This is a genomic window from Streptococcus sobrinus DSM 20742 = ATCC 33478 (assembly GCF_000686605.1).
Taxonomy (GTDB): domain Bacteria; phylum Bacillota; class Bacilli; order Lactobacillales; family Streptococcaceae; genus Streptococcus; species Streptococcus sobrinus.
The window spans coordinates 1-25,301 of sequence record NZ_JMLC01000014.1; the positions used below are offsets into that span (position 1 = coordinate 1).

General features: G+C 45.1%; 23 protein-coding genes and 1 riboswitch. Of the genes, 1 reads left to right on the forward strand and 22 read right to left on the reverse strand.

The features are described 5' to 3' along the window. The 20 genes from BS63_RS0105885 to BS63_RS0105985 form a co-directional block, all read right to left on the reverse strand. On the reverse strand, window positions 1-3,119 hold a 3,119-nt coding region (locus BS63_RS0105885; protein ID WP_028798489.1), incomplete at its 3' end, for a GbpC/Spa domain-containing protein. A gap of 368 nt (window positions 3,120-3,487) precedes the next feature. Continuing rightward, a complete protein-coding gene (gene pheT, locus BS63_RS0105895) occupies window positions 3,488-5,893 on the reverse strand; it encodes a phenylalanine--tRNA ligase subunit beta (protein ID WP_028798490.1) in 2,406 nt (801 codons plus the stop codon). 128 nt (window positions 5,894-6,021) lie between these two features. After that, window positions 6,022-6,543: a GNAT family N-acetyltransferase gene (locus tag BS63_RS0105900; protein WP_019769446.1), complete on the reverse strand. Its 522-nt coding sequence runs from the start codon at window positions 6,541-6,543 to the stop codon at window positions 6,022-6,024. A gap of 19 nt (window positions 6,544-6,562) precedes the next feature. After that, window positions 6,563-7,606 carry a phenylalanine--tRNA ligase subunit alpha gene (pheS, locus tag BS63_RS0105905; RefSeq protein ID WP_002963076.1) on the reverse strand — a complete coding sequence of 348 codons (1,044 nt, stop codon included), beginning with the start codon at window positions 7,604-7,606 and terminating at the stop codon, window positions 6,563-6,565. A gap of 407 nt (window positions 7,607-8,013) precedes the next feature. Further along, window positions 8,014-8,889 (reverse strand): DNA/RNA non-specific endonuclease, encoded by an 876-nt coding sequence (locus tag BS63_RS0105910; protein WP_002963077.1) that lies wholly within the window; start codon window positions 8,887-8,889, stop codon window positions 8,014-8,016. 54 nt (window positions 8,890-8,943) lie between these two features. Then, a complete protein-coding gene (locus tag BS63_RS0105915; RefSeq protein WP_002963078.1) occupies window positions 8,944-9,135 on the reverse strand; it encodes a DNA-directed RNA polymerase subunit beta in 192 nt (63 codons plus the stop codon). After that, window positions 9,135-10,403: a UDP-N-acetylglucosamine 1-carboxyvinyltransferase gene (gene murA / locus BS63_RS0105920; RefSeq protein WP_002963079.1), complete on the reverse strand. Its 1,269-nt coding sequence runs from the start codon at window positions 10,401-10,403 to the stop codon at window positions 9,135-9,137. Before murA ends, BS63_RS0105915 begins: the two co-directional genes overlap by 1 nt. Window positions 10,404-10,466: 63 nt before the next feature. Then, entirely contained in the window at window positions 10,467-10,703 is a 237-nt protein-coding gene (locus BS63_RS1000000111810; protein WP_080566229.1) for a DUF1146 family protein, read from the reverse strand. A gap of 352 nt (window positions 10,704-11,055) precedes the next feature. Further along, window positions 11,056-11,475 (reverse strand): F0F1 ATP synthase subunit epsilon, encoded by a 420-nt coding sequence (locus BS63_RS0105930; RefSeq protein ID WP_002963081.1) that lies wholly within the window; start codon window positions 11,473-11,475, stop codon window positions 11,056-11,058. Window positions 11,476-11,487: 12 nt separating this feature from the next. Then, window positions 11,488-12,894, reverse strand: a complete 1,407-nt coding sequence (atpD, locus tag BS63_RS0105935) for a F0F1 ATP synthase subunit beta (RefSeq protein WP_002963082.1) — start codon at window positions 12,892-12,894, stop codon at window positions 11,488-11,490. Window positions 12,895-13,293: 399 nt separating this feature from the next. After that, a complete protein-coding gene (locus tag BS63_RS0105940; protein WP_002961719.1) occupies window positions 13,294-14,172 on the reverse strand; it encodes a F0F1 ATP synthase subunit gamma in 879 nt (292 codons plus the stop codon). A gap of 12 nt (window positions 14,173-14,184) precedes the next feature. Further along, on the reverse strand, window positions 14,185-15,690 hold the full coding sequence (atpA, locus tag BS63_RS0105945; RefSeq protein ID WP_002961720.1) for a F0F1 ATP synthase subunit alpha: 1,506 nt from the start codon (window positions 15,688-15,690) through the stop codon (window positions 14,185-14,187). Between the two features lie 15 nt (window positions 15,691-15,705). Next, window positions 15,706-16,242 (reverse strand): F0F1 ATP synthase subunit delta, encoded by a 537-nt coding sequence (locus tag BS63_RS0105950; protein ID WP_002961721.1) that lies wholly within the window; start codon window positions 16,240-16,242, stop codon window positions 15,706-15,708. Then, on the reverse strand, window positions 16,242-16,739 hold the full coding sequence (gene atpF / locus BS63_RS0105955; RefSeq protein ID WP_019769196.1) for a F0F1 ATP synthase subunit B: 498 nt from the start codon (window positions 16,737-16,739) through the stop codon (window positions 16,242-16,244). Before atpF ends, BS63_RS0105950 begins: the two co-directional genes overlap by 1 nt. 18 nt (window positions 16,740-16,757) lie before the next feature. Next, the gene (atpB, locus tag BS63_RS0105960) at window positions 16,758-17,471 is read right to left on the reverse strand and encodes a F0F1 ATP synthase subunit A (protein ID WP_002961724.1); all 714 of its coding nucleotides are present in this window, start codon (window positions 17,469-17,471) and stop codon (window positions 16,758-16,760) included. Between the two features lie 29 nt (window positions 17,472-17,500). Next, window positions 17,501-17,707, reverse strand: coding sequence for a F0F1 ATP synthase subunit C (locus BS63_RS0105965; protein WP_002961726.1), 207 nt, complete (start codon window positions 17,705-17,707; stop codon window positions 17,501-17,503). Window positions 17,708-17,916: 209 nt separating this feature from the next. After that, window positions 17,917-18,933 carry a diacylglycerol kinase family lipid kinase gene (locus tag BS63_RS0105970; protein WP_002961728.1) on the reverse strand — a complete coding sequence of 339 codons (1,017 nt, stop codon included), beginning with the start codon at window positions 18,931-18,933 and terminating at the stop codon, window positions 17,917-17,919. 9 nt (window positions 18,934-18,942) lie between these two features. Further along, a complete protein-coding gene (gene ligA / locus BS63_RS0105975) occupies window positions 18,943-20,901 on the reverse strand; it encodes an NAD-dependent DNA ligase LigA (protein WP_002961729.1) in 1,959 nt (652 codons plus the stop codon). Between the two features lie 171 nt (window positions 20,902-21,072). Next, window positions 21,073-21,576 carry a QueT transporter family protein gene (locus BS63_RS0105980; protein WP_002961731.1) on the reverse strand — a complete coding sequence of 168 codons (504 nt, stop codon included), beginning with the start codon at window positions 21,574-21,576 and terminating at the stop codon, window positions 21,073-21,075. After that, a riboswitch (PreQ1 riboswitch) is annotated at window positions 21,574-21,673 on the reverse strand. (Overlaps the previous gene by 3 nt.) Before the next feature lie 48 nt (window positions 21,674-21,721). Then, complete coding sequence (locus BS63_RS0105985) at window positions 21,722-22,123, reverse strand: hypothetical protein (RefSeq protein ID WP_002961732.1); 402 nt, start codon at window positions 22,121-22,123, stop codon at window positions 21,722-21,724. An 80-nt stretch (window positions 22,124-22,203) separates the two neighbouring features. On the opposite strand from BS63_RS0105985, the gene BS63_RS0105990 reads away from it, so the two are divergent. Beyond that, window positions 22,204-22,656 carry a GtrA family protein gene (locus tag BS63_RS0105990; protein WP_019769199.1) on the forward strand — a complete coding sequence of 151 codons (453 nt, stop codon included), beginning with the start codon at window positions 22,204-22,206 and terminating at the stop codon, window positions 22,654-22,656. A gap of 82 nt (window positions 22,657-22,738) precedes the next feature. On the opposite strand, the gene budA is transcribed toward BS63_RS0105990, so the two are convergent. Together budA and alsS are read right to left on the reverse strand one after the other, a co-directional pair. Beyond that, complete coding sequence (gene budA / locus BS63_RS0105995; RefSeq protein ID WP_019770329.1) at window positions 22,739-23,458, reverse strand: acetolactate decarboxylase; 720 nt, start codon at window positions 23,456-23,458, stop codon at window positions 22,739-22,741. A gap of 78 nt (window positions 23,459-23,536) precedes the next feature. Continuing rightward, window positions 23,537-25,210 (reverse strand): acetolactate synthase AlsS, encoded by a 1,674-nt coding sequence (gene alsS, locus BS63_RS0106000; protein WP_019769201.1) that lies wholly within the window; start codon window positions 25,208-25,210, stop codon window positions 23,537-23,539. Between the last annotated feature and the right edge of the window lie 91 nt (window positions 25,211-25,301).

Below are 25,301 nucleotides of genomic sequence, written 5' to 3' on the forward strand. Positions count from 1 at the left end.
TCAGTGGGTTTATCTGGGATTTCAACCGTTGTCATCTTAGGCGGCTCTGGCGCTACCGGAGGTGTTGGTTGTTTGGGCTCAGTGGGTTTATCTGGAACTTCAACAACAATTTTAGTTGGCGGCGTTGGCGGTGTTGGAGCTGTCGGTTGTTTGGGCTCTTCTCCCGGTTTCTTAGGATAGCCAACAGTGGAGTTGATCGCAAACCAGTAGATAGTTGGAGCTCCAACGGCATTAGCACCCTTAGCGGTGAAGACCAAATGACCATTAGTCATCTGCATACCGGCACCACCGTAATAGAGGTAAGGTGATTCTTCATCATCCCAACCACGTAGGTTAGGAGTTGACTCACCGTTGAAGACAGCACCGTGTTCAATGTATTGGTTGTCAGCGTTTGAAGTTGCTTCATGCGTATTGGCATCGTAGCTAACGCTGGAGTTTGGAATAGCAATGTAGCGGTTGTCGCCGATATTAACAAACTCTTGGTGTTCCACATTTTGGAATTTCTTCTTCGGTGTGAAGGTAATCATGCCTGTTTCAGCATCAACGGTGTAGCTACCGATAACATCATCCTTTTGAACACCATTATCATCGTAACCATAGTCTTGGTTACCGATTGAGTGAGCATTGGCACTACCAGAAGCATTAACGGTTTTATCGTCAGTTGTTGCTTCCCCAGTAAGGTTTTCAACTTGACTGCCGTCAACAGCATAGCTTTGAGTAACAATCTTGAGAGGGTTGTCAGCTGAAATATTAACCGTCTTACCACCGAAGTCAGCATAACCAGACTTGGTTTGTACTTCACCGTTTTGGATGTCTGGGTGACTGCCATCTGCATAAGGATTCCAGGTACCACGAACGACATTACCCTCAGTATCGCGGGCTTCAACTGTCAAGGCACGTGGGGTATCTTCACTTGATACGTAAGCCGCACCCGTCCAGTGGTTAAGGGAGTTGAGGGCCACAATAGCCTTACGTTGGGTCAGGTCATATTTTTGGCCATTCTTATCGTAGAATTCAACATCAACGGAAACCTTAACGGCCTTGTTTTCGTCGTCAGTCGACGCACCAACTGTCAAAGTAACAGTTGGGTCATTGCTAACCTTAGCAATACCTTTTTGGTTGTAAGATGGCAATTCATCAATGGTATAACGGTAGATAACACGAGTGATATCTTGTGGAACACCTTCGACCATCATCTTAGATTCGGTCAAACCATCATAGGTAACGGTAAACTTATCACCTTGTTTAACTTCCAACCATTCGTTATCCTTGTTGCCATAAGGGCTTTCAGAAACGACATCGCCTTCTTTAATTTCATTAGAGCGATATTGGTTAACGGCACTAGTCCCGATACGCTGTTGCGCTTCAGGAGTCAGATAAGAATTGATGCCTTCGATGGTGTGAGTCGCATTTTTTTCACGTTCAAAGACCAACTCCTGAGTTGCCTGAGCTTCTGTAAGATTGTGGTCAGCCAGAAATTTGTCGTAAGCATCCTTAGCGTTTTGCCATTGTTCGTGCTTAGTGTTGTACTCAGCCAATTTGCGTTCATATTCTGCACGCGCTTGGTTGTAAGCTTCTTTTTCTTGGTTGTACTTAGCTTCATTTTCAGCATTGGTTTTATCCGCTGCCTCTTTTTCAGCCTGTTTGTTATCATGCTCAGTCTTAGCCTTTTCATAGGCAGCCTTGTCAACTTCGTACTTAGCCAAGTCTTTGTCGTATTGAGCCTTGGCAGCATCGTAAGCGGCCTTTTCTTGGTCGTACTTGTCTTGAGCTTCCTTGTTGGCCTTGTCAGCGGCTGCTTTTTCAGCTAGCTTACTGTCATAGTTAGACTTGTCAGCTTCGTATTTGGCTTTTTCTTCCTTGTACTTAGCCAAGTCTTGGTCATATTTTGCCTTAGCGGCATCATAAGCGGCCTTTTCTTGGTCGTACTTGGCTTGCGCTTCTTGGTTAGCCTTTTCGGCAGCTGCTTTTTCAGCTAACTTCTTGTCGTAGTTAGCCTTGTCAGCTTCATATTTGGCCTTGTCTTCCTTGTACTTAGCCAAGTCTTGGTCATATTTTGCCTTAGCGGCATCATAAGCGGCCTTTTCTTGGTCGTACTTGGCTTGAGCTTCCTTATTGGCCCTGTCCGCTGCCTCTTTTTCAGCTTTCTTACTGTCGTAAGTTGCTTTTTCAGCATCATACTTAGCCTTATCTGCCTTGTATTGTTCCAAAGCCTTGTCGTAGTCAGCCTTAGCCTTGTTGTAGTCAGCCATTTGTGCTTGGTACTGAGCTTTAGCTTCAGCATTTTGCTTATCGGCTGCTGCTTTTTCAGCTACTTTACTGTCGTAGTTAGCCTTATCAGCATCGTATTTTTTCTTATCTTCATTGTATTGAGCAAGGGCAGCATCATAGTCTGCTTTGGCAGCATTGTAGGTTGCCATTTCTTGTTTATACTTGAGTTTAGCAGCGGCATTCGCCTTGTCTGCTGCCTCTTTCTCAGCCAGGCTAGTTTCGTACTGAACCTTTTGTTGGTCGTAAGTTGCTTTAGCAACATTGTACTTAGCCAATGCTTGATCGTATTCAGCCTTGTCTTGGTTGTACTGAATCATAGCCGCATCGTAGACCCCCTTAGCTGCCGCATTTTGCTTATCAGCTTCAGCCTTGTCTGCTACAGCCTTATCATAGGCAGCCTTGTCTTGATTGTACTGGGCTTGAGCCTTTTCGTAATCAGATTGTTGCGCCTTGTAGTTATCAACGGTCTTGTTGATTTCTTGGGCTTGGGCCTTGTTGTCTTCATCAGCTGCTTGGACAGAAGGCTGGGTCTTGGTTTCATCTGCTGATGATTCAAGTCCAGCTTGATTTGCATTAGCCTTTGCTGTTTCTAATTCAGGTGAGGTTACTTCTTTAGTTGTTGTAGTGGTATCACCCTCAGTCTTTTGGCTAATCACCTTGGTTTGTGGGCCTTCTTGACTGGCTGCTACTTCACTGGCAGCATTGCCAGAATCAGCAGCTGATTGGTTGGTTTGTTCGTCAGCAAGAACTGTAGACGATGACAAAGCAAAGGCTGCAGTTCCCAGCAAAACGGATGCCGCTCCATAGCTGTATTTGCGGATGGAGAAGCGCTGAGATCTTTTTTCCATGTTAATCATTCCTCCCAAAGAATTTGTATCTCAAGTATTTAATTTATTGAAACTATTAAATACTAATTAGTATTATAACAAAAAAATTACAAATACCCAAATTATTTTGCTGTTCAAATTATCTTTTGGAAAAGTTTATGTTGGCAAAAGTCCGTCATGTTGGGATTCTCAGCTATTCTTTTGCTTAAAAAATTCTTTTTTAAAATCAATAATTCTATATTTTTTGATTGTTTTCTGAAAATTTTCATACTCCTCGTGTATCTCTTTGAAAATTTCCAGAACTACTTCTGGGACTTTTGGAAAAGTAAAAAAAACCCTAGAAGCTTGTTCATAAAAACAATTTCTAGAGCTTATTAGTCAATTTGTGATTATCGCACTTCTGCTGCGACTTTTTCGGTCAGAGACTTGGTGATTTTTTCCATATACTTAGCGACTTCTTCGTCAGTCAAGTTATCGTCCGGATTTTGGAAGGTCAGGCTATAAGCCATTGACTTCTTACCATGAACGATATTATGACCAGCATAGACATCGAAGAGTTTGATGCTGGTCAGGCGTTTGACACCAGCTTCTTGAATAGCATCCAAGACAGCTTGGTGGCTGACTGCCTGGTCAACTAAAAGGGCGATGTCACGAGATACGGCTGGGAACTTAGTGATTTCCACAAAGGCTTGAGCCGGTTGCAAGTTGGCTTGAAGGGCCGTTAAATTAATCTCAGCCACATAGGTTTCTGGAATACCGTAGTCCTTGGCTACCTCTGGATGAACCTGACCGACAAAACCGATGGTTTGACCAGCCAAAACCAGACTAGCTGTCCGTCCAGGATGCAGGGCAGCCAAAGATTTATCAGGAACATAGTCAACGACCAGATCCAACTTATCAAAGAGGGCTTCCAAGATTCCCTTAACATGGAAGAAATCGACTGGTTGAGCTGCCGTTTGGAAATCTTTGTCACTGACTAGACCAGTCATGGCCAGAGCAAAGGTATCCTGCTCATTTGGCAGGTCTTCCTTGGGATTACCCTTTTGTTCAAAGACTTTCCCAATCTCATAGATAGCGATATCTTTATTCTTGCGGGCAACATTGTAGGCGATGGTGTCCAACATGCCAGCCACTACGTTTTGCCTGAGGGCAGAGCGTTCGATGGACATAGGCCACATGAGTTCAGTCACATTGGTCGGATTTTGGGCGAATTGGACGGCTTTTTCAGGTGTGGTCAGGGCGTAAGAAATAATTTCTGACAGACCTGCTCCTTCAGCCAGGGTCCGTACCTTGCGACGCAGGTTTTGGCTGGCTGTTAACTCGCCAGCAGTTCCTGCTGCTTCTGGCAGAGTGGTTGGTAATTTTTCGTAACCATAAATCCGAGCGATTTCTTCCACCAAGTCAGCCTGAATGGAAATATCCCAACGACGGCGAGGTACGGTAACGGTGAAATGCTCCTGGTCACCAGTTACTGGAAATTCCAGCTTGTCAAAGACATTTTGAATGTCGGCCATGGTCAAGTTGGTACCCAAACGCACGTTGACATAGTTGAGGCTGGTTGAAACTTGGGCAGGTTCCGTTGGTAGGCTACCTGCTTGGACCTGACCGGCTAGGGTTTGTCCCCCAGCGATTTCTTCCAGCATAGCTGCCGCAAAGTCCAGGGCTTGGCCAACTGTGTCATAGTTAACGCCCTTTTCAAAACGAGAAGAACTTTCAGAACGCAGGTTGAGACGAGAGCTGGTTTTGCGAACAGATTGGCCATCAAAGACAGCAGCTTCCAGAACGACTGTTTTACTATCGACATCAATTTCTGTTGACTGGCCACCCATAACTCCAGCTAGGGCAACAGCCTGGTCAGCAACGCTGATGACCAAATCGTCAGTTATCAGTTCACGTTCTTCACCATCTAGAGTTACCAGTTTTTCACCAGCCTTGGCCTGGCGAGCGACGATGGTCTTGTCGGCAAACTTGGCATAGTCGAAGGCGTGCATGGGTTGTCCGAAATAAAGGAGGACATAGTTGGTCACGTCAACGACATTATTGATAGGACGAATGCCGGCATTCATGAGCAGGTTTTGCAACCATTGGGGACTTGGAGTCACGGTCACATTTTCAACCAGGCGGGCCTTGTAGGTCAGGGCCTTGTCAGACTCGATGGCGACAGTCAATTTATCCGCTGCCTTGCTGTCGATTTCATGGACTTGCTTTTCAGGCAGGTGAACCTTTTTCCCATAGATAGCTGCTACTTCGTAGGCTACCCCACGCATAGACAGGGCATCAGCACGGTTGGGGGTAATCGCCAATTCGACAATCTCATCATCCAAATTCAAGTAGGGGAATACCGATTGACCAGGCACAGCATCCTTTGGCAGTATTTGAATACCATCTGAGAATTCCTTAGGCACAACCGATTCAGAAATTCCTAATTCTTGCAGAGAGCAAATCATGCCCAGCGATTCCATGCCCCAGATTTTCCCTTTTTTAATCTTATAGTTGTCGGCAATCCGAGCACCTGGTAGGGCCACGATAACCTTGATACCGGCCTTGATATTTGGAGCTCCACAGACGATTTGACGAGGATTGTCATCACCAGTATCAACCTGACAGAGGTGGAGATGGGTTTCCGGGACATCCTCGCAAGTCAGGACCTCTCCGACAACAATTTTTGACAGGCCCTCAGCTGGTGTCTCCACACCTTCGACTTCAATCCCTGTCGTTGACATTTTTTCCGCGAGCTCGGCTGTGGTGACATCCACATCAACCAGCTCTTTTAACCATTTGTATGATACAAGCATAATTTCTTAGCACCTGGGTGGGCCTAGGGCCTGTCCCTTGGTGCTTCCTTCCTATTTGATAGTCTTTTCTCTTTGAAAATTTCAGGATGAAACGGACAAAGCAGCTCCATCTGAGATTTCCAAGAGTCTTATTGCAATTTTTTCTTCAATAGCCAATCCACGTCGACCTTATCCTCAGAGACGGGAAAGGCATGTTGGCTGAACTTCTCAAAGTCATACTTGGCATAAAACTTCTGGGCCTTATAATTCTTCTCCCAGACTCCCAACCAAGCCCAGTCAGCACCGGACTTTTGTGCTTGGTCCAGAGCATATTCAAAGAGGGTCTTGCCAATGCCTTGACCTTGAAATTCCTGGAGGACATAGAGCCTTTGGATTTCATAGGCGGCATCCAGCTCGTTTTCGGTTCGGGCGGAACTCCAATTGGTCTTGAGAAAACCAGCTGGCTGGCCATCAACTTCCGCTAAAATATGTAATGATTGAGGATTGGCCAACTCTTGCCCTAAAACCTCTAAGGAATAAACCTGGTCAAAATAGTCAGCCAGTTGCTGGGGACTATTATCATGGGCAAAGGTCTGACCAAAGGTCTCAATGGCCAATTTCTGCAGGACTGGCAGATCAATCGGTTCTATCTCTCTAAGTTTGAGGGTCATAGGCACCCCCTAGGCTGCTTTATTTGAATTGGGCTGAGAAGCGGACATCCCCTTGGTAGAAGCCACGAATGTCATTGATACCGTAACGCAGCATGGCGATCCGTTCTTGACCAAGACCAAAGGCAAAGCCTGAATATTTCTCGGAATCAACGCCAGACATTTCGAGGACGCTTGGGTGAACCATACCGGCACCAAGGATTTCAATCCAACCAGTCTTCTTGCAGACGTTACAGCCGTCACCGCCACACTTGAAGCAAGAGACGTCGACCTCAACTGATGGCTCGGTGAATGGGAAATAGGATGGACGCAGGCGAATCTTACGATCTGCCCCGAACATCTTCTGGCTAATCATTTGCAGTGTTCCCTTGAGGTCCCCCATGGAAATATTTTCCCCGACAACCAGACCTTCGATTTGGTGGAACTGGTGAGAGTGGGTGGCATCGTCAGTATCCCGACGGAAAACACGTCCAGGGGAAATCATCTTGAGCGGTCCCTTAGAAAAGTCATGCTGGTCCAGCGTTCTGGCTTGGACCGGACTAGTGTGGGTCCTGAGCAGGATTTCATCGGTAATGTAGAAGGTATCCTGCATATCTCTAGCTGGGTGGTTCTTAGGCAGGTTCATCCGTTCAAAATTATAGTAGTCACTTTCAACTTCGTAACCGTCAACCACCTGGAAGCCCATGCCTAGGAAGATGTCTTCAATCTCTTCCGAAGTTTGGCTGAGGATATGGCGATTCCCCAATTTAACCTGACGACCAGGCAGGGTAACATCCAGACTTTCGGATTCCAGCTGGGCTTGAATCTTAGCCGCCTGAACAATCTTTGCCTGTTCCTCAAAATCCTTGGTCAGGATGTCGCGAACCTCATTGACCTGCTTACCGATAACTGGTCGCATGTCATTGGACAAGTCCTTCAATCCCTTGAGGAGCTCTGTCAGTGAGCCCTTTTTTCCCAAGACAGCAACCCGCAAATCCTGGAGTTCCTTGCTGTGGTCACCGGTCATTTCCTTCAATTTAGCCTGAGTTGAGGCCTTCAACTCTTCTAATTGCTTCTGTAAATCCATCTTTTGATGTCCTTTCTTCCTTCATTAAGGTCTTACTCTTCTCGCTTTTAAACAAGAAAAAACCGCCTACCAAAACTCCATCATGCGGAGCGTTGACACGCGGTACCATCCGTTTTTATCTAGCAGGCTAGACCTTAATTGACTAAGTCCTTAATATGAGTGAATTCACAGGGCTTTCCTTGAGTGAACTTCCAGTCGACGATTCACATTCCCTTTTCAAGTATGACCAAGCTACTAGTCTCACAGACTCATTATTTAATTGCCTCTATTCTAACAAAAATTTGCAGGGCTGACAAGCTCAAAAAGGAACTTCACTTGACAGGCATAGGGGAGATGCCACCTAGCAATCAAATGAAGCTGCCTACTAACTATCCCATCTGATTAACTTCCTAGGATTTTTCAAGTCCTTAGGACTTGGGTGAGACCTGTCCCGAATAATAATCTAGGCTGATACCCTTTTGGACATTGGGAATGAAGACGTTGAATTCCAAACTGCCGTCGGAAGACTTAGCTTCCAAATGACTGCCAGAAGCAATCAGATTATCCTCTTGGTAAACCAAGGTTACCCGATAGCGGACGCGTTTGTTTTTGTCCAAGGCCTTACGAATCAGGGTTTCATAGTAGTTTTGACCAGTTGACTGGGAGCTGCTGGCCTCGTTGGCCCAGGCGGTCTGAACCGCCACATTGGCGGGATTGCTGGTAGAGGCATCAAAGCCCTTAAGACTACCAGCTAGGGCATAAGCAATCAGATGGCCCCGGTCGACTGCGTGGTCGTAAGCTCCTGAGAGGTTGGTCTTTTGATGCCAACCAGCTGGGGTCCAGTCGGTCGAGCCATTGCCAGTCTCCTGACGATTGCGGTACTGGCGGGTAGATTTAGCCAGCAGGGCATTGGCCTGACTAGGAACCGTCTGCCCTTGGATCAGCTTGGTTTGATTGTTAACATAGGGGTTGCTGGCTACCTTGGCATCCAAATCGGTCTTGTTGTTATTGAGAATGTAGGCTCCTGCTCCATTCCAGTCCATCTGTTCCGGAAGCTGATTTTTGACTTCCTGGGTCATAACGCTGTCAGCAAGTGTCTGAGTTGGAGCCTCCTGGCTTGAACTTGAGCGCCTTCTTCCTTGATTTTGTCCAGTCAACTGTTGGGCAACATGCTTGATAGGATTCTGATTAGAAATCTTGTCGTTAGTGGCCACAAAGCCCAGTAACAGAACCAATACCAGTCCGATTAGGGACAAAAGGGCCTTTTGCTCTCGCTTCATGCTTGATTTTGATTTTTTCACCATAATGTTCTCTCTCGAAAAATCCCGATCAGCCTGTTTGCCTATCGGGATTTCAACTTATTTTCCTGTAAATTTATTAATAAGCTCTTGCCACTTATGGGGAGATAAGATAGCTAGAGGATTGTGCCCCTCTCCAAGGACAGCATAACCGACCATGAGGCCGATGGCAAGGAAAACGAGGCAAAGCAGGGCAACCAGTAGAATCAAAGCTAACTGATGTCTAACATAAGCCCAACCAGATTTTGCCATCAATCATTCACCCTTTCAATGTCTGCCCCCAGAGTGGCTAATTTTTCGTGGAATTTGTAATAGCCGCGGTCCAAGTGGATTAATTTCCCAACGGTCGTAGTTCCCTGAGCCACCATGCCAATCAGAATCAGGGCTGCACTAGCGCGTAGGTCCGTTGACATAACTTGAGCCCCTTGGAGTTCCAGACCACCGTGAATAATAGCCGTGTCTCTCATGATTTCTGAATTCAGTCCCATCCGCCGCATTTCTTCCAAGTGTTGGAAACGGTTCTCAAAGACTGTTTCAATCATGGTAGATTCACCCCCAACGACAGCCATAAGAGCCGTGAATTGGGCCTGCATATCCGTTGGAAAGCCTGGATGAGGCAGAGTTTTGACAGTCACCGGTTTTAATTTGCTGACGTCGGACTTGACCCGAATTCCTTCAGCTTCTTCGGTCACTTCTACGCCCATTTCCAAAAGTTTAGAAATCAATGGACGGTTGTGTTCCCAGACAGCAGACTTAACCAAAACATCACCTGAGGTCATGGCCGCAGCTACCATAAAGGTTCCTGCTTCAATCCGGTCTTGAACCACATCATGTTCAGCCCCGTGCAAGTGATCAACACCCTTGATTATCAAAGTTTCTGTTCCAGCTCCACGGACACTAGCTCCCATCTTATTAAGGAGGATAGCTAGGTCAACGATTTCTGGTTCTCGAGCTGCATTTTCGATCACAGTTGTTCCTTGGGCAAGGGTTGCTGCCATCATCAGATTTTGCGTAGCCCCGACAGAAGGGAAGTCCATATAAATATTGGTCCCTTTGAGTCGTTCAGCAGTTGCTGTGATGTCCCCACCCGATTGGCTAATTTTAGCCCCCATAGCCTCCAAACCTTTGAGGTGGAGGTCGATAGGCCGGCTACCAATGGTACAGCCACCAGGCATAGAAACCTTGGCATGACCGTTGCGAGCTAGGATTGGACCAAGGACAACAATGGATGCCCGCATCTGGCTGACATATTCATAGGGTGCTTCATCTAAAAGCTGCCCCGTCGCATCCACTGTAACTTGATTTTGGTCCTGGTCAAAGTCAACTTGAACATTAAGCCCGCGAACCACATTATTCATGGTGAAAACATCCGATAAAATTGGGACATTGTTGAGAATTGTCTTCCCTTGAGAAGGCAGAATAGTTGCTGCCAAAAGAGGGAGAACGGCATTCTTTGCCCCTTCAATCGTTACGGTACCTTTCAAGCGTGTTTTGCCACCCTTGACAATAATTCTATCCATTCTTATATTCTCCATTTTTCCAAGCTTCTTCCTATTATATCACAAGATTAGAAAAAAGCTGACTCAGTGAACCGTGGTAAAAATTGTTACGGCCAGATTGATCAGAGTCAAAAAGAATGAACTGACCAGATAACCTAGTCCAATAGACAGAAAACTAACAAAAAGATTGACCTGTCTGAGGTTGTCGGGATTCAGTCGAAGAATCTTTTCCCAGTTGACCAAACGGGTCAACATCTGGTAACTCATAAGGATAAAAAAGAGATGACAAAGGATTGTGATAAATGATTGTGCAACTTCCATAGGACTATTTTAGCATGACTAGAGAGGAAAACTCAAACCAAAGGTAGTCAAACTCCAAAAGTTAAAGGGGAAAACTAAGTTCATAAAGTTCGATAACCATAGCCTTCCACCAGCAGAGCAAATCAAGATTTGGAGAATTTTTGTTTGCAATGACTGCCAACAAAAAGTTGCCCTTGTCTCTTTAGATGCTGACTCCTACATTGCTTATTCTTTTTTGATTTTCATTGAGTATATTAATCGGACCACTGCTACCGTCACCTAGAGAGTCACTTCGTAATGCCCGTTCTTCACCTCTATTTTCCTCGGCTTTGGACGATTAAAAAATCGATCCCAGCTAGAATCGATTTTTTGCTTATTTGTTACCAACGCTGATGCGGTTGATGGCCCGACGCAGGGCAACTTGAGCACGGCGAACTTCATCAACTTGATGGCTCGCTTCTGCTTCTTGCAACTTGCGTTCGGCTCTTTGCTTAGCCCGTTCTGCCCGTGAAATATCAATATCACGGGAGCGTTCGGCCGAGTCCGCTACAATCGTTACGGTATTGTCCTTAATTTCAAGGATACCACCATTAACAGCAACCCAGTCCACGTGCTTGTCATCGTCAATCCGACGAATCTTCATTTCATGGACGGTCAAAGGAGCAATCGTATTGACATGGTTAGCCAAGATTCCCATTTCACCATCTGTAGTAGTTACGGAAATGTAAGTAGCATGGTGATCATAACGAACCCCATCAGGCGTTACAATTTGTACTGCCATATGTTCAGTCATAGCATCACCTCATTAAAAGCCCATTTGTTTAGCTTTTTCAACAACATCCTCGATTGGACCGACGCTACGGAAGGCATCTTCTGGTAGGTCATCATACTTACCTTCAAGGATTTCCTTGAAGCCACGAACGGTTTCCGCAACTGGTACATAAGAACCAGGCTGACCGGTAAATTGTTCGGCCACGTTGAAATTTTGTGACAGGAAGAATTGAATCCGACGAGCACGGCCAACCAAGACCTTTTCGTCATCTGACAATTCATCCATACCCAAGATGGCAATGATGTCTTGCAATTCATTATAGCGTTGCAGGACACGTTGGACTTCTGTCGCTACTTGGTAGTGTTCCTCACCAACGATTTCCGGTGCCAGGGCACGAGAAGATGATGCCAGTGGGTCCACAGCTGGATAAATACCAATTTGGGTCAGTTTACGTTCCAAGTTGGTGGTTGAATCCAAGTGGGCGAAGGCTGTCGCTGGGGCAGGGTCAGTATAGTCATCGGCTGGCACGTAGATAGCTTGAATTGAGGTAACAGACCCCTTCTTAGTAGAGGTAATCCGTTCCTGCAATTGTCCCATTTCTGTTGCCAAGGTTGGTTGGTAACCAACGGCTGATGGCATCCGACCCAGCAGGGCAGATACTTCAGAACCAGCTTGGGTAAAGCGGAAGATATTGTCAATAAAGAGCAGCACATCTTGACCCTCAACATCACGGAAATATTCCGCAAGGGTCAAACCTGTCAGGGCAACCCGCATCCGAGCTCCAGGTGGTTCATTCATTTGACCAAAGACCATGGCGGTCTTTTCAATAACTCCGGATTCTTTCATTTCCCAATAAAGGTCATTACCTTCCCGGGTCCGTTCTCCAACACCAGTAAAGACGGAGATACCACCGTGTTCTTGGGCGATATTGTGGATCAATTCCTGAATCAGGACGGTCTTACCAACACCGGCACCGCCGAAGAGACCGACCTTACCACCTTTGAGGTAAGGCGCTAAAAGGTCGATAACCTTGATCCCCGTTTCCAAGATTTCTGATGAAGTAGACAGTTCATCAAAGCTAGGAGCCTTCTTATGAATAGGTTCACGCTCTGCATCTTCTGGGAATGGTTGTTCCAAGTCAATGGTATCACCAAGTACATTGAAGACACGGCCCAGAGTTTCTTTACCGACTGGTACGCTGATTGCACTACCAGTATCTAGAACCTCAAGTCCACGCGTAAGCCCATCAGTAGATTCCATAGCAATGGTACGTACAACACCGTCACCCAATTCTAGGGCAACTTCGAGCACGATTTTTTCTTTTTTATCGTTATCTTTATAAACGACCAATGCATTATTAATCTCAGGAAGCTTATCGCCAGTCGCAAACTTTACGTCAACGACAGGTCCAACAACCTGAGCAATTTTGCCTGAGCTCATGCTATTTTCCTTTCAAATTTGATACTAATTAAAATCCAAAAACTGACTTTTGATATTTTCTTAGCTAGTGCGGACGGAAGCAAACTCCTGGCAAGATACAGAGCCGTCAAGCACCACAAAGGAAAATAGGAAATCTGACGAAGGAGCTAACAGAGCTCCAAGGCAGATTTATCTTTTTCCACAGTGGTGTAGGCGAGTTCAATTACGGAGTTTCATTCCTATTTTTTGAGCCTAATGTCTCAAAAAATCCGTTATTAGTGACACTTTTGCTGTCACTAATAATTCCACTAGGGCAAAAATATCCGGTTTGTCTTACTTTCCCCGCAGACTACCTACAACAATTTTTTATAATATTGCTTCAGGTTTTGTTTTTAACTTAATATAATATGAATTCAACCATTATTCCAGGGCATTAGCACCGGCAACAATTTCGGTAATTTCTTGCGTAATTGCTGCTTGGCGGGCCCGATTGTATTGGATGGTCAAATCACTAATAAGATTTCTTGAGTTATCTGTTGCTGTCTGCATGGCTGTCATACCAGCTGCATGTTCAGCTGTTTTAGCATCGACAATGGCACCGTAAATCAAGCTTTCTGTGTATTGGGGCAGGAGTTGCTCCAAGATTGCTTCGCGATCAGGTTCCAATTCAAAGGCATTGGATGCCTCACCTTCTGATTCATTGGCGTCAAGGTCAACAATCGGCAACATCTGTTCGACCCGCACCTGGCTGGTCAAACTGTTGATGTGGTGATTATAGCAGACATAGAGTTCATCAAAGAGCTCTTCTTTATACATCTCAACCGACTGAGAGATGATTTGCGATACTTGGTCGAAGGTTGGTTGGTCTTCCAAGCCACGTAGCTCGAAAGCCAAATCAATTCCCCGTGATTTAAAGAAGTCAGATCCAGTCCCTCCAATGGAGATAATGGAATAATCTTGCTTATCACTGTGGTATTCCTCAATCAATTCCATGACGGACTTGAGGATTTTGGAATTGTAACCACCTACCAGACCCTTATCGGAGGTGATAACGATGTAGCCGGTCCGTTTAACAGGACGGGAGGCCAACATGGGATTATCAGAACCATTGGTCAACTCAGCATGAAGGAGGTCGGTTGTGATTTGCCGAATCTTTGAAGCATAGACTTGAAAGTCCTTGGCGGCTTGTTCAGATTTGGTCAATTTAGCGGCAGATACCATTTGCATGGCACTCGTAATCTTACTGGTTTTTTCAGTTGAACTAATTCTTGTTTTGATTTCACTTAGAGAACCTGCCATTGGTCAACCTCCTTATTCAAATGAAGATTGATCTTTAAATTCTTGAATCGCAGCATCCAAGACTGCTTCTTCAGGAAGATCCTTAGTGGTCTTGATGGTATCCAAGACATCGGTATGGTGAACGTCAAAGTAATCATACATAGCTTGTTCGAAGGCCAAGATGTCATTGACAGGAACACTATCCAAGAAGCCATGCGTCAAAGCATAAAGGATCAAGACTTGTTTTTCAACCGGAAGCGGTTGGTGAACCGGTTGCTTGAGGACTTCTACTGTCCGACGACCACGGTTCAACTTAGCCTGGGTGGCTTCATCAAGGTCGGAACCAAATTGAGTGAAGGCTTCCAATTCACGGTAAGAAGCCAGGTCCAAACGCAGGGTACCCGCAACCTTCTTCATGGCCTTGATTTGGGCAGAGCCCCCAACCCGTGATACGGATGAACCAGCATCAATGGCTGGACGAATACCAGAGTTGAAGAGGTTTTCTTGCAAGAAGATTTGTCCATCAGTGATGGAGATAACGTTGGTCGCAATGTAGGCCGAAATATCACCGGCTTGGGTTTCGATAAATGGAAGAGCTGTAATAGAACCACCACCCAATTCATCAGAAACCTTGGCTGAACGTTCTAAAAGACGGCTGTGCAGGTAGAAGACATCCCCTGGGTAGGCTTCACGTCCTGGTGGACGACGGAGCAAGAGGGAAAGTTCACGGTAGGCAACGGCTTGTTTTGATAGATCATCATAGACAATCAAAACATGTTTGCCGTTATACATGAATTCTTCTGCCATGGCAACACCGGCATAAGGAGCGATATAAACCAAAGGTGAAGGTTGCGAAGCTGAAGCTGTCACAACGATGGTATAATCAAGGGCACCGTATTTGCGTAGGGTCTCAACTTGAGTCCGAACGGTTGATTCCTTTTGACCGATAGCTACATAGATACAAATCATATCTTGATCCTTTTGGTTCAAGATAGCATCAATGGCAACCGAGGTCTTACCAGTTTGGCGGTCACCGATAACCAGTTCCCGTTGGCCACGACCGATTGGAACCAAGGCATCAATGGCCTTGAGTCCAGTTTGTAGGGGTTCAGAAACGCTCTTACGTTGCATGACACCTGGGGCAGGTGTTTCAACAGGGCGAGTTTTGTCTGTCTTAATATCACCAAGTCCATCAACTGGTTGACCAAGGGGGTTGACCACCCGACCAATCAACTCTGGACCAACTGGAACTTCCATGATTTTACCGGTACGTTTGACCGTATCACCTTCAGTGATTTCTGAGAAATCCCCAAGGATAATGATACCAACGTCATTGGACTCAAGGTTTTGAGCCATTCCGTAAGTACCGTTCTGGAATTCGAGCAACTCACCTGCCATGGCATTGTCCAAACCACGGGCCCGGGCGATACCATCACCAATGTAGGTTACTACTCCAGTTTCAGTGACGTCAAAATTTGGCTGGAAGTTTTCAATTTGCTTTTTAATTAAAGCACTAATTTCTTGAGCATTAATTGCCAAAAGTCACACCACTTTCTATTTAAGATTGTTTTTTAGTTGTTGTAATTGACTGCGAATACTTGTGTCAATAATCTTGTTGTTGCCCTGAAGGACGAAGCCTCCAATGATGGATTCATCCAAGTCTTCAACAAGGGTCTGGGCTGAAATTTCAAACTTTTGATTTCCCAGGGCCAAGATGCGTTCCTTCTGGCTTGGGCTTAGAGGAACAGCTGTCTTGACAGACAAGGGAAATTGACGGGTTTCTTGAACGAGCTTGTCCAGAACCGCTTGGAAGATGGGCTCAATCAAGCTTTCTCGCTCATTATAGAGAATGATGGCAAGGAAGTTCTTGACATAGGTTGAGGCCTCTTCTTGTAGGTAAGCAACCAATTTTGCCTTATCTCCTCGGCTCAAAGCCAAGCTAGATAAGTAAGAGCCCAAATCGGTCTCCTTAAAAATGGTTAGGCAAGATGAGAGTTCAGCTTGAATCTCAGACACAAGTCCCTTTTCTAGGGCAACCTGACGAAGGCTGTCAGCATATTGTTCAACAACTGCTTGTGTTTTACGATCCATTAGGCATCTCCTAATTGATCAAGATATTGGTCAATCAACTCGGACTGAGCTGACTTATCCAAATTCTTGGTCATAACTTTTTCAGCCAACAAGACAGTCAGGTCAGCAACATCACCCTTGACACTAGACAGGGCTTCCGCCTTATCTTGAGCAATGTCTTGGTTAGCTTTTTCTTTCAAGCGACTGACTTCATCACGGGTTTCCGCAAGAATCTTGGCCGATTGAACATTACCAGTCTCCTTAGCAGAATCGATGATTTTCGCTGCATCATCCTTGGCCGAATTCAACTGTTCTTGGCGTTTTTCTGCCAGCTCTTGCGCCTCTTTACGGGCATTTTCAGCGTCATAAATGTCTTGGTTAATCTTATTAGCTCTTTCCTCGAAGATTCCCGTAATTTGCGTCCAAGCAAACTTACGAATCAACCAGTAGAGGATAAGAACCGAACCAGTCGTGATAATAATATCGCCGATTGTTGTACTATTAAATAGTATAGACATGTTTTCTCCTCTCTTTCTCTATTCTTCTTCACTATTGACCTTATCACCAATATAGTTGGAACTCAGGATGATAAAGACATAGGCCTGGATGGCACCAATGAAGAGTGAAAAGGCTACCCAGAGCATATTGATAAAGAAGGCGACTATTCCTCCAAATGGGGAAAGGCCAGCTAATTTCAAAATCAATCCCGTTAGAACTTCACCAGAATAGATATTCCCAAAGAGCCGCAGGGCTAGGGAAGCAATATTAGTGAGCTGCTCCAGAATATTCATGGGTAACATAGCAGCGTATGGTTCTAGGAAACCTTTGAGGTAACCGCCGAAGCCCTTCTTACGAACACCTTCAACATGACAAACCAGAGCTACCAGTAAAGAAAGAGTGATGGTCACACCAAAATTAGAGGTTGGCGAGGTCCAAAAATTATATTTCTCGGTCTTAATGGCCGTCATCAGACCAATATTATTAGCCGTGAAGACAAAGGTAAAGATGACAAAGAGGAAAAGGCTATAGTTCTTGGCGTAGCGCCCGAGTGCGTCTGAAATGGTATCATTGACGAACTCATAGAGGTATTCCAAGACATTTTGCTTGCCCTTAGGTCTAATTGTCATTTTCCGGCTGGCCCAAAAAACGAAGAGAAAAACAATGAGGACTGTCAAAAGAGAGATGGCTAAAATGGTCAAATCAAATTCGATACCGAAAATGGATACGCTTGGATTAGTTTGTGTTTCCAATCCTTATCCCTCCTTCTTAGTTCACTATTCTATAAGTTAGCGACGACGAAACTTAGACCAAAGAGAACGAAGAAGGTCCCTTCAATAAAGGCAACCCCGATAAACATCAATGAACGAAGTTTGCTGAACATTTCTGGTTGGCGAGCTGATGCCTTGGCAATATTGGCTACCAAGATACCTTCACCAATTGATACACCCATAACGGCAAGGCCGAGTGCTAAAACAGTTAAATGCATAGTAAAAATACTCCTTTAAAATTTTTTACTCAATTATTTTAGTCCTATTCGGGTCGAAAGTCAATGATTTCACGTAATTGTAAAGGCTTACTCGACTGAGTTGATTCTTTATCAAATTATTCTTCAGTCATTATTCGGAATTTGCCCTTAGTCTTTTAAAATGCCATTAAAAAGTTGGCAAAGAAAAATGCAGGCAATAGCCTGCACCTTTATTTCTCGTCATCTCCCAATTCATCAACTTCGTGGGAGAATTTTTGAGCGATAGCTTCGAGGGCCAATTCCTCAGTATCCAAATCAAAGGCATCATCTGAAATCTCATCAGTATCGGCAAAGAAGTCCAGATGATTTTTAAGATTTTCTAGGGTGATTGGAGCATCACCACCGTATTCACCATCTAGGTTAATCATCATCCGTTCATCCGTCTGTGGCTCTATGACAATCTTGCTGGTTTTGATGTACTCGATTCGCTTGTCACCAATATGTTTGCCCCCCTGAATTAATTTGCGAACTAGGTTGGCAATATCGATCAGATTGGCTGTTTTGACAATGATTAGCGTGAAATTTCCATCATCCAACTTGGCATCAGGGGCAATGGTTTCAAAGCCCCCCACCGAATTAGTAATCGCCGCAAAAATCATTGAGGCATCACCTTCGAAAACTCCCTGGTCATGGATGATTTTAACTGGGGCCGTCTTAATTCTTGGCAGGAGCTCAACCCCCTTGACCAGATAGGCTAAATAGCCAATCATAGTCTTGAGTTGACTAGGGACGCTGTAGGTTAACTCGGTCAAAGTACCTGCAGCCGCAATATTGACAAAAAAGGTGTCGCCGTGAGCTCGACCAACATCTAAATGGATGAGCTGATTCTTACCAATAACCTTGGCCGCCTCAACTGGATTTCCACGGGGAATTTTGAGGGCTCGAGCTAGGTCGTTAGTCGTTCCTGTCGGAATCAGAGCCACCTTGGGTCTTTTTGCAAGAGGGGCCAAACCGTTGACCACTTCATTGATGGTACCATCACCACCAGCCGCAATCACCAGATTGAAGCCTGCCTTAGCTGCACGAGTGGCCTCGTTTTTTGCCGAGTCAGGCTCTGGCGTGGTCTGAAAGGCCGACGTTTCATAACCAAAACCTTCTAAAATGTCAAGAACCTGAGCAACATTCTTTTTCATGATTTCCTGACCTGAAGTTGGATTATAGATCAAGCGTGCACGTTTTCGTCTCATTGTCTCCTCCTATAGGTTGACCAACCATTCCTCATCGTGAATGGTTATCCCTAATTCCTGAGCCTTGGCCAATTTAGAACCAGCATCCGCTCCTGCAACTACAATATCGGTATTTTTAGATACCGAACCTGTGACCTTAGCCCCCAAATTTTCTAATTTTTCCTTAGCCTGACTGCGCTTGAGACTGACTAGTTTTCCTGTCAGAACGACCGTCATCCCCGACAGAGCAGCATCCTCAGCCACACGTTTGCCTAAGTAGTCAAAATTGAGGCCAGCTTCCTGCAATTCGGTCATGAGTTGCTTGGCTCCATCTGTCGCAAAATAATCCTGAAGCGATTGGGCAATAACGCCACCCAACCCCTCAATTTCGGCAATCGCCTCAAATTCAGCTGACATGAGATTATTGAGGGAGTTGAATTTTTCTAAGAGGAGCTTACTGGCCTTAGCACCGACATGTCGGATTCCCAAACCAAAGAGCAGCTTTTCAGCTGAATTTTCCTTGGAGACAGAAATCGCTTGGTAAAGCTTGTCAGCCGACTTTTCCTTGACCCCTTCTAGGGTCAGCAGGTCCTCAACTGTCAACTGGTAGAGGTCAGCCACATCCTCAACCAAGTCAGCTACATAGACCTTCTCAATCATGGAAGGTCCTAAACCGGTTATGTTCATGGCATCCCGACTCGCAAAATGAATCAGCTTTTCCTTGAGCTGGGCTGGGCAGCGAGGGTTGACACAACGCAGGGCAACTTCATCTTCATAATGGACCAGGTGACTCTGACAAGACGGACAGGTCTGAGGAATTTCCATCGGTACTTGGTCCTTGCGCTTGTCCATGACAACGTTGAGGACAGCCGGAATAATATCACCCGCCTTATAAACAACAACCGTATCATCTAAACGGATATCCTTGTCAGCAATATAATCGACATTATGGAGCGTGGCCCGACTGACTGTTGTTCCTGCCAGCTGAACTGGGGTCAAATTTGCCGTCGGTGTGACCACACCAGTCCGACCGACAGTCCAATCAACCGAAAGAATTTTGGCTTCTTTTTCTTCTGCTGGAAACTTGTAGGCAATAGCCCAGCGGGGAGCCTTGACGGTAAAGCCAAGTTCTTCTTGCATAGCCAGACTATTGACCTTGATGACAATGCCATCAATATCATAGGCTAGGCCATCACGGTCACTTTGGACTGCTTGGATAAAATCCCAAATCTCATCCATCGAGCTGGTGACAATCCTGCGCGGATTGACAACGAAGCCCAATTTTGCAAAGCCCTCTAAGACAGCTTCTTGGGTTGGAAAATCTGTTTCTCCGGCTTCTTGGTAGATGAAAGTGGCCAATTTCCGCTGGGCTACTACTGCTGTATCCAGCTGTCTCAGGGTTCCTGCCGCTGCATTGCGAGGATTGGCAAACTCAGCCTGACCTTCTTCCCGTCGCTTAGCATTGATAGCTTCAAAGGAAGTCCTTGGTAAATAAGCTTCTCCACGTACCGTAATGGTCTCGCCAGCAGGCAAGCTTAAAGGTATATCCTGAATCCGCTTGAGATTCTCGGTAATGTTTTCACCGACAGTTCCATCGCCACGAGTGGCCCCAATTTGCAACTGGCCATTGACATAGGTCAGGGAGATAGACAAGCCATCAATTTTCAACTCAGCCAAATAGGAGGCAGAGGGAAACTCTGTCTTGACCCGACGGTCAAAATCGTCTAGCTCCTCGCGCGAAAAAGCATCCTGCAAGGAAAAAAGCGGATACTCATGCCTATATTTTTCAAAACCTTCTAGAACCAGACCTCCGACCCGATGAGTTGGACTATCTGCCTGAATCAGGTCAGGGTGAGCCTGCTCCAAGTCTACCAATTCACGATAAAGCTTATCATACCGGGCATCTGAAACTGACGGATTATCCTCTGTATAATATTCTCGCGCATAGCGATTCAGCTGGGCGACCAGCTCTTTCATACGATTTTCCATAGTAGTTTTATTATATCAAAAATCTAGGAAAATAAGCGGCCCTATGAAGGGAAATTTTGGACAATCATGAGCCTAGCAAACAGGTAAGGGCTAGTCGGACTGTCAGGTCCTAAAAGTCACTAGACCGATATTTTGGATAACAAAAAAACCTTCCGCAGAAGGCTTTTGCAGCTATTTACTTAGATCAACTCGTTTAGCTAGAAGACTGATAATGTAGCCACCAATCAAGAGAGAAATTAGCTCCCCTAAAGCAGTTGTTGCCCAAGTCGCTAAGAAGGGAACATGAGTAACATAAGTCAATTCTCCAGCAATGGTAAACATGGTGAAGGCATAGAGCAGACTGAAAAATAAGAAGGCCTTGTTGTAGCCTAAAATCTTTTGTCCCATGTATTTTCGAAAAAGATAAACTCCCAGACTTGTGAAAATCAAGGTTTGGAGACTCCCGACAACTACATCGATTAAACCTAGGCTGCTGTTAAAGTTAGCCAATATACAGCCCAATGTCAATGCAATGATATATTTAGGTTTATAAAAGGCTAGAAAACCTAACATCTCCGACAGACGAAATTGAAGAACCCCATAGCTAATAGCATTGAAAGGAGGCATGGCTGTGAAGATGACATAAAGCGCAGTTACTAGTGCAATTTGCACCAAGTCACGAACGGTAAATTTCATGTGATGATTCTCCTTTAGCGGGGCGACCGCTTAAAATATGCTTGGTGAAAAGAGCTAAGCACCAAGGGCTGGAAACCAGTTGTTCTAGTATAGCATAAGTTATAAGAAAAAAGAAGGCGACTCAACTAAGCCAAGTCTCCTTCTCCTATTCCTGATCCAAATCTACCTTCTTAGCAACCTTCTTTTCCATGATAAAGTTATTGATTTTCAAATGATAATCATCATGGGTCCGCTTTAGGTGACCTTCTTCGCTGACAATATAAGACCCCTGATCCCGATAGTTTGAAAAAGGTGCAATTCCAAAAGTTGTGACTAGGATAAAGGTTACAAGAGTGGGAACAACAGCCAGAATAACGGTCTGCCACCAGGATAATTTCCCCAGCAAGAAAAAGAATAAACTAGGGCTGTAAATCAGTAAAATCAAACCGATGTGCATGATTTTAGTTTCCCAAGCTAAATTGTAAAAAGAGAGCACCCAGTTACCTGGAAAAATAAGGATTAAAGCACCTATCCACAAAACAATCAAAGAAATTTGCCAAAGTCTCATAAGAATTTTCTTTCTATTTTCATTTAGACTATTTACCTCTTATTCTAGCATATCCCACGCTTTTATGCTAAAGTATTTTTATGAAAAAAATTAAATCACTTATTATTTGGGCTTGGAATAATGAAGCCATGAAGTACCTCTTTTTTGGTGGATTAGCGACCATGGTCTATATGATTAGTCGTTTCACCATCTTTTCTCTGACTAACATGCCCTTGGTTGCAACTGTCTCAGCTAATGCAATCGCAATTATCTTTGCCTTTGTAACTAATGATATCTGGGTCTTTAATCAGGCTCGCCCTGGCTGGCCGGCTCGCTTTGTTAAGTTCGTCTCAGCCCGACTAGTTACCCTAGTGTTGGATTTTGGGATGACTTTTATCTTTGTCAAGACCTATCCCCATATTATCGGTCAATTCGTAGGTGATAATATTCATGTTGTCGATACTATCGTTGGGGCTATCAGTCAGGTTCTGATTATTCTGCTCAACTATATCTTCAGCAAACTCTTCGTCTTTGATAATAAGAAAACTGACTAGATGACATTAAAAAGACTGGCTTCTCTTGAATGAGAGGTCAGTCTTTTTATCACTAGATTGGCCGACAGAGCTTATCATCTTTCTACTCAGATTTATTGATATCTTCCTTCAATTCGTCCAAGTTAAACTTGGCAAAGAGATAGTTGCGGTCCTGAACTGGGAAGCGTTGATCCAACTGATCAACCGGACCGATTTCAACGGTACCATCAGTCATGACGAAATCCATAACATGTCCACCAAAGGAGAAATCATCGGAAATAAAATGAATGTGGTAGCCCGCTACGCTTACACCGTGGAACATTTCTGGAGTCCAAAAACCAACGATAGTTCCTGTGACATCTTCAGCCGTGTATTCAGGTTGGCGGTTAGCAACCTCCGCAAATTTTTCTCCGCTTTTTGCCTCGGGAATCATACGGACGTGCATGTGCTTGAAATGGCCCTTAATTTTAATGGAACGAAAGAGATTGGCCCCATCGTAGTAGGATTCAATTCTTTCTTCCAATTCTTTATCTGTTGTTTCGTAGCGCTGTTTAAAGACAACTTCTGCATGGTGGGGAACAACCGCTGCATAGGGAACCTTGGTATCTGGAGCCACTTCAACAACCTTGAGCTGGCCGTTCTTACTAGTCGTTTGATAGGCCTTCCCATCAAGAACTACCAATTCTCCATCAATAGAATCCAGCGTTCCAATCCCCAAATCACCGTGTTTCAATAATTCACCGATGGTTAAAGAGCCATCAAAGAGACCGGCAAAGAGGGCATTCAGAGTATTATACTGAAAAAGTTTAATGACATCAGCCATGTCTTTTCTATCCTTCTTTCTTTTGTGCTTGTCAACCGCCTGTTCTAGGCTTGAGCCTGAGCAAAACGTAGACAGGCCTTAATAGAATTCTTCTGGTAAGATGGTTTCAGCTAGAGCCGTATTGTCCTTGTAGTCAATTGGAATATCAATTAAAACAGGACCTTGGTCAGCATCTACCAGAGCTTGCTTGAGGGTCGCTTGGAAACTGTCCTTGCTATCCACGCGATAACCCTTGGCACCGAAACTCTCTGCATATTTTACAAAATCAACTGGGCCAAAGTCAATCCCTGAAGCACGGCCGTACTTTTTCTCTTCTTGGAATTTAACCATGTCGTACTTACCATCATTCCAAATGATATGAACAATGGGCAATTTGAGACGGACAGCTGTTTCCAACTCTTGGGCAGAGAAGAGGAAGCCACCATCACCAGAGATGGAGACAACCTTGGTATTTGGTCTGAGGAGAGCTGCGGAAATGGCCCAAGGCAGGGCTACTCCTAGTGTTTGCATCCCGTTTGAAAAGAGCAAATGACGAGCTTCATAGGACTTGAAGTAACGGGCCATCCAGATATAGTGACTACCCACATCGACAGTCACTGTCATATCATCAGTGACATTGTCCTGCAGTACTTCGATAACATCCAGAGGGTGGATAAGACCAGCTTGGGAATTAGTATCGAATTTGAGGTCACCAGCCATTTCTTTCTTCAGTTTTTTCAAATACTCAACAGAGCCAGTTGGCAATTGATAGCCTGAAATGGCAGGCAAAAGCAAATCAAGGGTTTCTTCAATATTACCAATCAATTCCCGTTCTGGTTGGAAATAGGTATCAATTTCAGCTGTGTCCGTATCAATGACGACAATCCGAGCAGAAATTTCTGCATTCCAGTTACGAGCTTCGTATTCGATGGGGTCATAACCAATGGCAATAACTAAGTCAGAGCGTTTGAGCAACATATCTCCTGGTTGGTTGCGGAAAAGGCCCACCCGGCCGAAGAAGGTTTCTTCTTCCAAGTCACGTGAGACAATTCCAGCCCCTTGGAAGGTTTCGACAACTGGTAATTTCACCGCTTCTAAGAGACGGCGGAGAGCTCCCGTTACGCGACTGCTGGAGGCACCATTCCCCAAAAGGAGAACGGGGAGGGCTGCATTGCGAATGGCTTGAGCCAAATAGTTAATGTCATCAACAGAAGCTGAACCCATCTTTGGGTCGGTCAGGGGCTTGATAGCCTTGACAGAGACTTGGCTATCGGTAACATCCTGCGGGATAGAAATGAAACTAGCTCCTGGCTTGCCCAGTTTGGCATAACGGTAGGCGTTGGCCAAGGATTCAGAAATGGTATCAGGTTCTTGAACTTCTGCCGCATACTTAGTAATAGGTGCCATCATGGCTACATTGTTCATAGACTGGTGAGCCCGTTTGAGGAGGTCAGACCGCTTAACTTGGCCGCCGATAGCTAGAACTGGATCGCCTTCATCAGTTGCTGTCACCAGACCTGTAGCCATGTTGGACACCCCTGGTCCTGAGGTAGCAATAACAACTCCTGGTTCACCTGTTATTCGGCCAACACCTTGAGCCATGAAGACTGCATTTTGTTCGTGGCGAGCCACAATCAACTCAGGTCCCTTGTCCTCGAGGGTATCAAAGACGCGGTCAATCTTGGCACCTGGAATCCCAAAAACGTACTTGACATCGTGGTTAATGAGACTATCAACGACTAGATCAGCCCCATAATTTTTTTCTTCAGACATATGTTTACCTAACTTTCTAACAATAAAAAGGAAGCTCTCGTGATATTGAAAATTTCACAAAGTTTCCTTTTGTTTTCTACATCATGTAAAT